The 12,899-nt window shown below is 29.1% G+C and carries 12 protein-coding genes and 2 tRNA genes; 3 read left to right on the forward strand and 11 right to left on the reverse strand.

The window, feature by feature from the left end; genetic code table 11:
• Positions 1 to 37: 37 nt before the first annotated feature.
• The 4 genes from BW723_RS11830 to BW723_RS11845 all read right to left on the reverse strand — a co-directional run bounded on the left by BW723_RS11830 (position 38) and on the right by BW723_RS11845 (position 5,003).
• Positions 38 to 802 carry a TIGR02757 family protein gene (locus tag BW723_RS11830; RefSeq protein ID WP_068364506.1) on the reverse strand — a complete coding sequence of 255 codons (765 nt, stop codon included), beginning with the start codon at positions 800 to 802 and terminating at the stop codon, positions 38 to 40.
• 3 nt (positions 803 to 805) lie between these two features.
• Positions 806 to 1,825, reverse strand: a complete 1,020-nt coding sequence (locus BW723_RS11835; protein ID WP_139059142.1) for a hypothetical protein — start codon at positions 1,823 to 1,825, stop codon at positions 806 to 808.
• Positions 1,826 to 1,830: 5 nt separating this feature from the next.
• Entirely contained in the window at positions 1,831 to 2,490 is a 660-nt protein-coding gene (locus BW723_RS11840) for an ABC transporter ATP-binding protein (protein WP_068364500.1), read from the reverse strand.
• Between the two features lie 89 nt (positions 2,491 to 2,579).
• Positions 2,580 to 5,003 carry a DUF5916 domain-containing protein gene (locus tag BW723_RS11845; RefSeq protein WP_068364497.1) on the reverse strand — a complete coding sequence of 808 codons (2,424 nt, stop codon included), beginning with the start codon at positions 5,001 to 5,003 and terminating at the stop codon, positions 2,580 to 2,582.
• Between the two features lie 259 nt (positions 5,004 to 5,262).
• Here BW723_RS11845 and sucC point away from each other — a divergent pair, with 259 nt between their 5' ends.
• Positions 5,263 to 6,459 (forward strand): ADP-forming succinate--CoA ligase subunit beta, encoded by a 1,197-nt coding sequence (gene sucC / locus BW723_RS11850; RefSeq protein ID WP_068364494.1) that lies wholly within the window; start codon positions 5,263 to 5,265, stop codon positions 6,457 to 6,459.
• Positions 6,460 to 6,763: 304 nt separating this feature from the next.
• Here sucC and BW723_RS11855 read toward each other — a convergent pair whose 3' ends face one another.
• The 3 genes from BW723_RS11855 to BW723_RS11865 form a co-directional block, all read right to left on the reverse strand.
• Positions 6,764 to 7,567 (reverse strand): carboxypeptidase-like regulatory domain-containing protein, encoded by an 804-nt coding sequence (locus tag BW723_RS11855; protein ID WP_068364491.1) that lies wholly within the window; start codon positions 7,565 to 7,567, stop codon positions 6,764 to 6,766.
• 75 nt (positions 7,568 to 7,642) lie between these two features.
• A tRNA-Leu gene (locus BW723_RS11860) sits at positions 7,643 to 7,726 on the reverse strand.
• Positions 7,727 to 7,777: 51 nt separating this feature from the next.
• Positions 7,778 to 7,850 (reverse strand) — tRNA-Lys (locus BW723_RS11865).
• A gap of 95 nt (positions 7,851 to 7,945) precedes the next feature.
• Here BW723_RS11865 and BW723_RS11870 point away from each other — a divergent pair.
• Positions 7,946 to 8,461 (forward strand): shikimate kinase, encoded by a 516-nt coding sequence (locus BW723_RS11870; RefSeq protein ID WP_068364486.1) that lies wholly within the window; start codon positions 7,946 to 7,948, stop codon positions 8,459 to 8,461.
• Here the strand turns inward: BW723_RS11870 and BW723_RS11875 are convergent.
• A complete protein-coding gene (locus BW723_RS11875) occupies positions 8,453 to 8,956 on the reverse strand; it encodes a phosphoribosyltransferase domain-containing protein (protein ID WP_068364483.1) in 504 nt (167 codons plus the stop codon). The two genes, BW723_RS11870 and BW723_RS11875, sit on opposite strands and share 9 nt — an antisense overlap.
• Positions 8,953 to 9,333, reverse strand: coding sequence for an RNA-binding S4 domain-containing protein (locus BW723_RS11880; RefSeq protein ID WP_068364480.1), 381 nt, complete (start codon positions 9,331 to 9,333; stop codon positions 8,953 to 8,955). Before BW723_RS11880 ends, BW723_RS11875 begins: the two co-directional genes overlap by 4 nt.
• A gap of 79 nt (positions 9,334 to 9,412) precedes the next feature.
• Between BW723_RS11880 and BW723_RS11885 the strand changes: the two genes are divergently transcribed.
• Positions 9,413 to 10,327, forward strand: coding sequence for an FKBP-type peptidyl-prolyl cis-trans isomerase (locus BW723_RS11885; protein WP_068364477.1), 915 nt, complete (start codon positions 9,413 to 9,415; stop codon positions 10,325 to 10,327).
• Between the two features lie 81 nt (positions 10,328 to 10,408).
• On the opposite strand, the gene folD is transcribed toward BW723_RS11885, so the two are convergent.
• Positions 10,409 to 11,290, reverse strand: a complete 882-nt coding sequence (gene folD / locus BW723_RS11890; protein WP_068364475.1) for a bifunctional methylenetetrahydrofolate dehydrogenase/methenyltetrahydrofolate cyclohydrolase FolD — start codon at positions 11,288 to 11,290, stop codon at positions 10,409 to 10,411.
• A 261-nt stretch (positions 11,291 to 11,551) separates the two neighbouring features.
• Positions 11,552 to 12,880 carry a signal recognition particle protein gene (ffh, locus tag BW723_RS11895; RefSeq protein WP_068364472.1) on the reverse strand — a complete coding sequence of 443 codons (1,329 nt, stop codon included), beginning with the start codon at positions 12,878 to 12,880 and terminating at the stop codon, positions 11,552 to 11,554.
• Positions 12,881 to 12,899 lie beyond the last annotated feature (19 nt).

Raw genomic sequence — 12,899 nt, forward strand, 5'->3', positions numbered from 1 at the left:
TGAATAGAAATCACAAAGTTTTATTAGTTTATTTGCTCTAAAATTTTTCGAAAACACCTAATCCAAAAAGAGCAAAATCATATTTTACAGGATCTTTTTTGTCGAGTTTTCTTAAATTTTCATCTAACTCAGAAAGTGCTTTCCAGTCGTTTTGTTTTCTGTTTAACAGTTTTAATTTTCTTGCAACATTGCCAGAATGGACATCTAAAGGACAAGATAAATTTGCAGAATTATGCGTTTTCCAAATTCCGAAATCTACACCAGAATTATCGTTTCTAACCATCCAACGTAAAAACATATTTATACGTTTTGCTGCCGAATTTTTATGTGGATCTGAAACGTGTTTTTGTGTTCTTTGTTGATGCTCAATTTCAAAAAAAACATTTTTAAATTGATGAATTGCTGTTTTATAATTTTGTGAATTATCTGTAATATTTAAAACATTTTCTAACCCATTATAAGTTTTGTAAATGTGTTGTAAAGATTTTATAAATTGTTGAAAATCGACAAAATTAAAAGTTCGATGTACAAAGTTTTCGAAAGATTTTAAATCTTTTTCTTGATGGTTTAAAACAAAATCATAAGGAGAATTCTCTAACAATTCCATCATCTTAAATGCATTTTTAATAATCATTTTTCGATTACCCCAAGAAATGGTGGCTGTTAAAAAAGCAGCAATTTCTATATCTTCTTTTAAAGCAAATGTATGCGGAATTTGAATAGGATCTGATTCAATGAATTTAGGATTGTTGTATAAGATTACCTTTTCGTCTAAAAATTCTTTTAGGGCTGCTTTATTCAATTTTTAAAGTTTAATTCCTAATTTAAAACCTAAAGAATAATTAAAAAATGATTTTTGATCATAATTTTTAAAATCTCTCGTATCAAAAAGAAAAAAATTATCTGAGTATTGTATTTGATGAATGTTTTTATTGTATTCTAAATTTTTATGATCAAATTTTTTAATCCTTAATCCTAATCCAGTATAAAAATCAAAATAAAACTTTTTTCCAATTGGTACAATTAACCCATATTTTAAGTTAAAAATAGTTACGTTTTTTTTTGTCGCAAAATCATCAATATAATAATTGTTAGAATTTTCTATCTCATAATAATTGATTTGATCATTGTATTCATTTTTTATTTTTCTAAATTCTATTGCTAAATATTCATTTAGATAAACATTATTAGTTAGGTTAATTTTATTGTAAAGTTTAGTTTCAAATCGATAGGCATTATTTTTTTCATCTAAAAAAGAAACTTCATAATTTCTATTATAATCTGAATTATTAAACCCATATTCTGCACTTAAACTAAAATTATTATCGATAAAATATTCTGTTCCTAATGTAACCATAGGTACTGAAAAGAAATCTAAAAATTGTAATGGAGATGTATATAAAAAGAACTTGTTTTTTGGAAGGAAACTTATTTTTTTATTACTAATTACCATTTTGTTTGTTATACTATCTGTTACAAAATGTAAATTATGTCTATAAGTAAAACGTTTGTCATTGGTTAAATCAACAAGAATTCCTAATCCATAATTTTGCGTAATGTTTAACCAAAAAAGAGGAGATAATTTTCTTTTTAATGAAATGTCTTCTTTTAAACTATCTCTTAAAATACTAAAATTTAAAGGATTATTAGAGCGTATTGGCTTTAATTTTATTTGTTTTTTACTAATTAATAAAGTATCATTTAGGTAGATTATTTTACTTTTTTTATCCGAAGATATTTTAACAACAGTTGTTTCTTTATTAAGTATTGAAGCACAAGATGTCATTAATATTATAGATAGTAAAATAAATAATATTCTTTTCATAGTAGTTATACTATTTTACCATCTTTCATTGTTAATTTTCTATCAGCCATATCTGCTAATTCTAAATTATGTGTAACTAAAACAAAAGTTTGGCCAAATTCATCACGCAGTTTAAAAAAGAGCTCGTGTAAATTTTTAGCAGATTCGCTATCTAGGTTTCCACTTGGCTCATCGGCAAGAATAACAGAAGGGTTGTTAATTAAGGCTCTTGCAACTGCAACTCTTTGTTGTTCACCACCAGAAAGTTCGCTTGGTTTATGATTTATTCTATGAGATAAACCTAAAAATTCCAGTAATTCTTTAGCTCTTTTTTCAGCTTCTTTTTTCGGTTTTTTTGCAATAAAGGCAGGAATACAAACATTTTCTAAAGCTGTAAATTCTGGTAATAATTGATGGAATTGAAAAATAAAACCAATATGTTGATTTCTAAATTCTGATAATTGTTTGTCTGTTAAATTTTTAAGAGATTTATTGTTGATGCTAATTTCGAAATCTTGTTCTTTTAAAGGTTTGTCTAACGTACCTAAAATTTGTAAAAGTGTTGTTTTTCCTGCTCCAGAAGGACCAACAATAGCTACAATTTCTCCTTTCTTTATTTCTAAATCTAATCCTTTTAAAACTTCAACATCACCATAATATTTATGGATATTTTTTGTAACAATCATAGTTTTTATATCTGATTACGAATGTATAAAAAAACGGATATACTTTGTAAATATATCCGTTTTTATTGAAAGTTGGGAGTGTTTTAAACTCAAAAAATGTTCTTTATTTTATTGTAGTCGATAAAATAAACAAACCTTACAGAAAATGTATGACTATGAGATTGTGCAAATAAATTATCTAAATTTTTAAAAAAATTCAAATTAGAGTTCGTGTCTGAATTGTAAATTGAATTTCTATAAAACGCTATTAATTGGCTTCCTGGGGCAAATTGCCAAATGTAATTTAAGTCTAAATTCCAGCTATTAAAATTCACATTTTCTCCTTCATATGTATCGTTTTTATTTAATCCTCCATCAGAAGTAAGATTGTAATAGTCATTATAATTCACAGCCCCCCAATAATGTCTAAAGGTTAGGGATAAAGAAGATTTTGTACTAAAGCTATATTTACCAGATATAGAATTGGTGTAGTTTTTTCGATCACGCATCCCAAAAATTATATTGGTATCATCTTCATCTACATAACCTTGATCATCATAAAATTGATTATAATTTAATCGATATTGCAAAGAAAATTGGTTTGTAAATCGATAACGTGGTGCAACACTAAAACCATAACCTACTTTTGGGTTATTAGAATACGCTGTATACCAAGCATCAGCATCTACTTGAAACTTTTTTTGTGAATTTGTAGAAATCCACATATTTATATTTTTTCTTTCTGGTTGTAAAAAATAAACACCACTTGTAGTACCTTGTCTTGGCTCAAAAAAATCTTTACTTTCTGTTTCGTAATTTAAGTTACCACCAAAAAAGAATCGTTTTCTTGTTTGTGCACTCGCGCCAAAACTAGCTGAATAACCTGTAAAAATTCCAGAATAATGCTGGAATTCTGCATTGTTGTAAAAATAAAAATTGTAAGAATTAAACTTTTTAGTAGGTTGTAAAGTTCGCCAACCTGCACTACCATATATGGTTTGCTGATTATTGCTAAAAAGAATCCCCAAATCGTTTGGATTGTAATCTTTGTTTTCGAAGTTGTAACCTAATTCCCAATTCCAATGACCAGAATTGTAACCAAAACTATTATCAAAATAATAACCTAAACCATTATTATTTACGTCATCAGAAATAGAACTCATTTTTACAGAACCATCTGCATTATACTTACTATCTTTTGTTTCTATATGCCAATCTAAAGCAGTTACATTTGCATCTCTAAAACTACCGGATCTTGTAACATTTGTGTTGATAAGAGATATGGTTGAGTTTTGATTAAATTGTTGATCTAAAACTAAAATATTATAATTTGTAAAAGGATCAATAACTTCTTTTCTTTCTGTACCAGTAGTATTGTTTTTTATAGTTGCTTCTGTTTTTTCTGTAATTGCGTTAAAAAAACCAATTCCTAAACCCTTTTGGGTTCTTCCAGAAATTTTTACTGCATTTAGCATCGTTACTTTTCCTGGGTAATCTGTAATTTCTTCATCTTCGGATATTGAACTTTCAACATCAAATTGATCTATAGGTTGTGCACCAATTCTTCTAGAATAAAATAAATTGGCAATATTAAATAATTCTGTACCCTCTGTAAAAAACTGTCTTTGTTCTGTAAATTGTTGCTCAAAGGGCCCCAGATTTAATTCAACATCATCAAATCCAACTTGACTAAAATCAGGTATCAAAGTAGCGTCTAAAGTAAAGTTTTCTGTTAAACCATATTTAATATCCATACCAACACTATAATTAAAATCGGTATTACCTTCAAACGTAGTGCTAGTTGCAGAAGCGTAAGGATATAAGTTTAATCTAGTTGGTGGTTTTATATTTCTAAAATCTGTAATTAAACCATCATATTGAGTCCATCTTCCTACTGTATTATCAATATGTGTCCAAGTGTGTTGTTGGTTTAATTTTTCTAATCTTCTATGAAAATTAAACCCCCAAGATTGTACTGGTCTGTTTGCAAAACGTAAGGCTCTGTAGGGTATTTCCATTTCTACATTCCAGCCTTTATCAGTAATTTTTGCAGCACTATCCCAAACAGCACTCCAATTTAAATCTTCATTTCCATTAGATACTTTGGCATCACCCTGGTTTCCTGTAGATTGTACAATAAATTCAAACGGGTTTTGTCCATCATCATTTGGATTAATGGTTACTAGAAAGAAATCTGCTAGTCCAAAATTGTCTCTAACCGCAAATTCTTGAGGAATTCCTTTAGGATCTGGATCTAACATTTCTGCTGAGATGTATATAGCATCATCATTATAAATTACCTTAACAGTAGTTTGATATTCTTTTGATACTGGTTTACCATTATCTGGTCTAAGAATAACAAAATCAGAACAGATTTCTGCATTTTGCCAAGCTTCATCATTTAAAATACCATCAATTTTTGGTGCTTTCGATATTCGTTTTGTTTTAATTGTTTTTCTATTCTTTTGGTTTTGTGAGGATAATTGATGAATGCTTATAAAAGCAATCAGAATTAATGAGAGTTTTTTGAACATTAGGTTTTTTTGGTTGATTTATGTTTATAAACACGGTACGAATATATCTGACACATCACAGAAAACTCATAAAATGTTATTAATTATTGTAAAGACAACCTATTTTTGAAAGCGTTACAGAAATCAACTGTTAATTAAATCTTAAAATGTTTTCAGTAATTTTAATTATAATTTTATTGATGTGATAATTTTATAAAAAAAATATTAAAAATCATCATTGAATTTGTATTTTTGTTTCCGTTTTAAAATCACGACACAGATGAACTTACACGAATATCAAGGAAAAGAAATTTTAAACAGTTTTGGAGTTAGAATTCAACGAGGAATTGTTGCAAGCACTCCTGCTGAAGCTGTAGAAGCTGCAAAAAAACTAACAGAAGATACTGGTACAGGTTGGCATGTTATAAAAGCTCAAGTTCACGCAGGTGGTCGTGGAAAAGGTGGTGGAGTTAAGTTAGCTAAAAATTTAGATGAAGTTCAAACTATTTCTGACGATATTTTAGGTATGATGTTAATTACACCTCAAACATCTGCAGAAGGTAAATTAGTAAACCAAGTTTTAGTTGCAGAAGATGTTTATTATCCTGGAGATGAAGAACCAGACGAATACTATATGTCTGTTTTATTAAATAGAGCAACTGGTAAAAATATGATTATGTATTCTACAGAAGGTGGAATGGATATCGAAACTGTTGCAGAAGAAACTCCGCATTTAATTTTTACAGAAGAGGTAGATCCTTTATTAGGTTTAATGCCTTTTCAAGCACGTAAAGTAGCTTTTAACTTAGGTTTATCTGGTGTAGCATTTAAAGAAATGACAAAATTTGTTACAGCTCTTTATACTGCATATATTAAATCTGATTCTTCTATGTTTGAGATTAACCCAGTATTAAAAACTTCTGATTCTAAAATAATGGCTGTTGATGCTAAAGTTTCTTTAGATGAAAATGCTTTATACAGGCATAAAGATTATGCAGCAATGCGTGATTTAAGAGAAGAAAACCCAATTGAAGTAGAAGCTAAAGCTGCAGGTTTAAACTATGTAGATTTAGATGGTAATGTTGGTTGTATGGTAAACGGAGCTGGTTTAGCAATGGGAACTATGGATTTAATTAAGGAATCTGGTGGTGAGCCAGCTAACTTTTTAGATGTTGGTGGTACTGCAGATGCAGCAAGAGTAGAAACTGCATTTGGTATTATTTTAAAAGACCCGAATGTAAAAGCTATTTTAGTAAATATTTTTGGTGGTATTGTACGTTGTGACAGAGTTGCACAAGGTGTTGTAGATGCTTACCAAAATATGGGAGATAAAATTACTGTACCAATTATTTGTAGATTACAAGGTACAAATGCTGTAGAAGCTAAAGAACTAATTGATAACTCTGGAATGGAAATTATTTCTGCTACAGAATTTCAAGAAGCTGCAGATAAAGTAGCAGAAGTTTTAGGAGCTTAACCTTATAGTTTAAATATATTTAAAAAAGCCTCACAAGAAATTGTGAGGCTTTTTTAATACATGATATTAAAATTATAAATTAATAGTCAAAAGACTATAAAAAAGAATACTAAATTTATTTAAGCCATTTTCCTTAAATTTCTGTTAAAGAGAAAAAATAATGTAACTTAACTACAAATGATGCGTCTAAATAAATATATAGCTAAAACTTAAAAAGTTATTTAGCGAATATTAGTTAGTTTTTAATAGTTGATTAGAGTCAAAAACGATAAAAAGTTTTTGACTCTTTTGTTTTTGAGATATTTTAGTTTTTAGAAGGAATTTTATCGCGTTCTATTTTACCATTTTTTATGGCTTTATAGTTTTCGTAACAACTAAGAACAGCTTCAATCATTTGTAAATCTGATGCTTTTTTGATAAAATATTCAGAATAACTACAGTCTGTTAAAAGATCAGTTAATTCCTGTCTATCCATTTGTAGGTATTCCATCATCACTTCTCTGTCAAATTTACCAGCTAACATTTTACGTAAATCGTCTTCTTTCTTAAGCTTTTGCAATTTCTTTAACTGCTTTGGCTTTTTACCAAATAAGTTATACAAGAAGTCTACTGGTTGAAATAATGCGGCAACAGGAGAAGAGAAATCTCTTTTATTAGGTTTACCAACTTCATAAGTTTGTGGCAATCCATTAATATGAATTCTTGTAAATTTATCTTTAGGTACTTGTTTTACATCAACTTCTAAAACACCAATTAACTTCGTAGATTTTATAATAACCTCTCTAATTTCTTCGGGTTTTTCGTACAGAGCAATTTCTAATTCATTACCTTTTAGTAAATCGTTAGTTACTTTTACTTTTATTGATGAAAATCCTAGGTAAGAAACTAGAATCGTATCATTAGCTTGTGTTGGTATTTCAAAAAAACCTTTATCGTTAGTAATCGTACCTTGCACTGTATTTAAGTTTAAAATATGTGCTGCACTTAAAGGTTGCTTATTTACGGCGTGTATAATTTGCCCTTTTAATGTTGCAGTACGAATACTATCTTGTTGAGAAAATGCGCTTAAACTTAATAAAAAGCACAGTATAATGAGAGTTTTTTGCATAGAAACAAAATTAATGATAAAAGTGATGAGAAAGGTTAATATTTTGTGAAGATGTAAACATTTTCAATGATAATGTGCGCACGAGAAGATTCGAACTTCCACTTTCTTGCGAAAACAGCCCCCTCAAGGCTGCGCGTCTACCAGTTTCGCCACGTGCGCAAAATATAAAAATAAAAAAAAAGTTAAGCGTTGGCTTAACTTTTTTTTCTGTGACCGGGCTGGGGCTCGAACCCAGGACCCTCTCCTTAAAAGGGAGATGCTCTACCAACTGAGCTACCAGGTCAAAAATTTTACGAGGTGCAAATATACTATCAATCATTTAAATCTGAAACATAAAATTGAAGAAATTTTTCGATATTTGCTAAAAATTAAAAATAAATGAAAATAGTTCTATTAGGTTATATGGCTTCTGGAAAATCTAGTATTGGTAAAAAACTATCTAAAAGTTTAGAAATGAATTTTATAGACCTAGATGATTATATTATCGAAAAAGAAAAAAAATCTATTTCTGATATTTTTAAAGAGAATGGAGAAATCTATTTTAGACTGATTGAAACCAAATATTTGAAAGAAATCTTATCAAAAGATGGTAATTTTATACTTTCATTAGGTGGTGGAACGCCTTGTTATGCTAATAATATGGAAATTGTTAATCAGGCTGAAACAAAATCTATCTATTTGCAAGGGAGTGTACCAACAATGGTAGAAAGATTAATAAGAAAAAAAGCAAAAAGACCCTTAATTGCTTCTTTAGGCGATGATAAAATTCCAGAATTTGTAGCAAAACATCTTTTTGAAAGACGTCCATATTATGAAAAAGCAAAAGTGACTATTAAAATAGATGATAAAAAGAAAAGTGAAGTAGCAGAAGAGCTGTATAAGTTACTAAGCTAAATACGCTATAGAATCATTTTCTAAAAAGTCAATCTGTACATGTTCTTTTATTGATGTTGATAAAGAAATTCCTTTAAAATCTGCTTTTACTGGGTATTTTTTATGATTTCTGTTTACTAAAACCGCTGTTTTAAACCTTTTTAATGGTACATCTAAAAAATGTTTTACTCCATATATTAAAGTAGTTCCAGAGTTTAAAACATCATCAACAAGAACTAAAGATTTATTTTTATAATCAGCAACATTTAAAGAAGTGGTAATAGGTTCTAAAGGTTTTTTCTTATTAATAGTTACTTTACAAATGGTTAATTTAAGAGTTGATATTTCGTTTAAAATTTCAACTAATTTTTCAGCAAAAACATAGCCATTACCTATAACACCTGCAATAATAACTTCTTTTTCGCTACTATTACTTTCGTAAATTTGATAAGCAATTCTTCTAATTTTTTGATTTATTTGAACTGTATCTAAAATAATATTTCCTTCTGCTATCATAAGTTTTCTGTAGTATCTTCTGTATATCCTTCTATATCTCTTCTGTCTTTTTTGGTTGGTCTACCAGTACCTTTTTTACGATAATAATCTTTTGCATATTTTAAAAGTTCATTTTTTTGAAACTCCTCTTTTGGTGTAACATCCTTTCTATACAAATCTGCTAACTTGGCACCAACACGACTTTCTGGTAAATCTAAAACTTTTATTTGATAATTAATTTGATTTTTTCTTACTAAAATCAATTCATTACCAAAAACCTCTTTAGAAGGTTTTACACTTTTATTATCAATCTTTACTTGCCCTTTTTTACAAGCATTAGTAGCTATACTTCTAGTTTTAAAAGTACGAATACACCATAAGTATTTATCAATTCTCATAAAAACAGTTAAAATACATCATTTGTCTTTTTACAAAGGTATAAAAATGGTAAATTGCGCCCACAAAATTTATGATTAAATGAGTAAAATAAAAAATGCACTTGTTATAATAATTTTAACTACTATTATTTATGCTTGTAGCGATGACAATTTTTTTACTAATCCTTTTGATGATGTAGATCATGAAGCATTAGCAATTTCTGATAATGATTCTTTAGTTAAGTTTTTAAGTAGCCATTATTACGATTTTAGTGTAGATTCAGTAAAAGCAATTACAGCTAGCGAAACTGCATTAATAAACGATTCTAATTTAAAAACTTTATCTCTTACAGAAAACGATATCGATTATAAATTATACGTTTATGTAGCTAATGTAGGAGATCCAAGTCCTGATGTTAATAAGGGAAACCCTACAAAAGTAGATTCAGTATTTGTAAAATATGATGGTAGAACAATGTCTGGATCAACATTTAGTGCTACTAATTTTGATAGCAATATTACAGGTCTTTGGATTAATTTATTGTCAACTGTAAGAGGTTGGTCTCATGGATTTCAGTATTTTCAGGGTGGTTCGTTAAAAAAAGATCCAGATACAGGAGGAGTTTTTAACGGCCCAATAACTTATTTAAACGGCGGTAAAGGAGTTTTATTTATTCCTTCTGGTTTAGGATATCCATCTTCTGTTACTACAAATCAAACAAGTTCTTTAGTAGATACCAATTTGTTTTTTTATATAGAATTATTAGATTTAGTACCAGATACTGATCATGATAATGATAATGTAGGTACTATTTTTGAAGATTTAGATGGTGATGGAGATGTTACAAACGATGATACAGATGAGAATGGTTTACCAAACTATTTAGATACTGATGATGATGGAGATGGAGTATTAACGAAAGATGAAGATGCTAATAATGATGGAGATCCAACAAACGATTTTAGTGATCCAAATTCTGCTTTACCAGATTACTTAAATCCTGATGTTAATTAGTAACATCAATTTTATAAACATAAAAAAAACTCTTTCTATTTTAGAAAGAGCTTTTTTTATGAATTATTTCTTTTGTAGACCTTATGAATTCGCTCTCCTTTTACAAGCTAATAATGTGTTTTTAAGTAACATTGCAATTGTCATTGGCCCAACACCACCAGGTACTGGAGTAATAAAATCTGATTTTGCTGCTACTTCATTAAAAGCGACATCGCCTACTAATCTAAACCCGCTTTTTTTGCTAGGATCTGCTAATCTTGTAATACCTACATCAATAACAGTTACATTGTCTTTTACCATATCTGCTTTTAAAAATTCAGGAATACCAATCGCAGCCAAAATAATATCTGCTTGTAAAGTGATTTCTTTTAGGTTTTTAGTTCTACTATGACACATAGTTACAGTGGCATTACCAACTTTCCTTTTTTGTGATAAAAGAATACTCATTGGGCTACCTACAATATGGCTTCTACCTAAAACAACAACATGTTTACCAGAAGTTTCTACATTATACCTATCTAATAATTCTAAAATTCCGAAAGGAGTAGCAGAAATAAAAGTTGGCAAATTAAGAGCCATTTTTCCAACATTCGTTGGATGAAATCCGTCTACATCTTTATCAGGGTCAACAGCCATTAAAACTTTTTGTTCATCTATGTGTTTTGGTAAAGGCAACTGTACAATAAAACCATCAATATCATTATCAATATTTAAAATGGCAATTTCATTTAATAATTCTTCTTCTGTTATATCTTCAGAAAGTCTTATTAAAGTAGATTCGAAACCAACTCTTTCGCAAGCTTTAACTTTTGCGTTTACATAGGTTATACTTGCACCATCATTACCCACAATAATTGCAGCTAAATGAGGAGTTTTATGGTCGTTATTTTTTAAATCTCTAACTTCTAAAGCAATTTCTTCTTTAATGTCAGCTGATGTTTTTTTTCCGTCTAATAAAATCATTGTTCTTTTGTAATATAAATATTGGTAGTGATGTTAAAATTATTGAATTCTTTTAATATAGTTTAATCATTTTTCTAAACTTTTTAATTCATCATCAGATAAATTAAAAACTGTTGTATAAAGCTTATACTTGCCTTTTTTAGTAATTGGTTTTAAAGAGCTAGTATCAACTTTAAAGAAAAAATTAGTTAGTAGAAAAGTTCAATTTTAATGTTTTACACATTTCTTAACTAAAAAAAGCTGCAAAATTGCAGCTTAAATTTATTTCATTCCTTTCATCATTTGCATCATCTTTCTACTTCCACCACCTTGCATCATTTTCATCATTTTGCTCATTTGGTTAAACTGCTTCATTAACTGGTTTACTTCTTGTATCGAAGTTCCAGATCCTTTTGCAATTCGTTTTTTTCTGCTAGAATTTATAGTAGATGGAGTACTTCTTTCTGAAGGAGTCATAGAATGGATTATTGCTTCTATACCTTTAAAAGCATCATCATCTATATCAACATCTTTCATTGCTTTTCCAGCACCAGGAATCATACCAACTAAATCTTTCATACTACCCATCTTTTTGATTTGCTGAATCTGACTTAAAAAGTCGTCGAAACCAAATTGATTTTTAGCAATTTTCTTTTGTAGTTTTCTTGCTTCTTCCTCATCATATTGATCTTGGGCTCTTTCTACAAGAGAAATAACATCTCCCATTCCCAAAATACGATCTGCCATTCTATCAGGATGAAAAACATCAATTGCTTCCATTTTTTCTCCTGTACCAATAAACTTAATTGGTTTATCTACCACAGATTTAATAGATAATGCAGCACCACCTCTGGTATCACCATCTAATTTTGTAAGTACAACACCTTCAAAATTTAAAATATCATTAAATGCTTTTGCTGTATTTACAGCATCTTGCCCAGTCATAGAATCAACCACAAATAAAGTTTCTTGCGGATTTACAGTTTTATGAATGTTAGAAATCTCTGTCATCATTTCTTGATCTACAGCTAAACGACCTGCAGTATCAATAATTACAACATTTTTACCATTTGCTTTGGCGTGTTTTATGGCATTCTGAGAAATTTCTACAGGGTTTTGGTTACCAACTTCTGCATATACTTCTACACCAATTTGCTCGCCTACAACTTGTAATTGATTTATGGCAGCAGGTCTATAAACATCACAACCTACTAATAAAACTTGTTTAGATTTTTTTGTTTTAAGGTAATTCGCCAATTTACCAGAAAAGGTAGTTTTACCAGAACCTTGCAAACCAGACATTAAAATTACAGTTGGTGAGCCACCAAGATTAACACCTACAGTTTCTCCTCCCATTAATTCAGTTAGTTCATCTTTAACTAACTTTACCATTAATTGCCCAGGGTTTAATGTAGTTAATACATCTTGCCCAATGGCTTTTTGCTGAACTTTTTTGGTGAAATCTTTGGCAATCTTAAAGTTAACATCGGCATCTAAAAGTGCTCTTCTAACTTCTTTTAAAGTCTCTGCAACGTTAATTTCTGTAATTTGCCCATGACCTTTTAAGGTGTGTAAGGCTTTATCTAATTTATCACTTAAATTATTGAACATAATTTGTATTCATTTTTTT

Source organism: Polaribacter reichenbachii (assembly GCF_001975665.1).
In the GTDB taxonomy this organism is placed as follows: domain Bacteria; phylum Bacteroidota; class Bacteroidia; order Flavobacteriales; family Flavobacteriaceae; genus Polaribacter; species Polaribacter reichenbachii.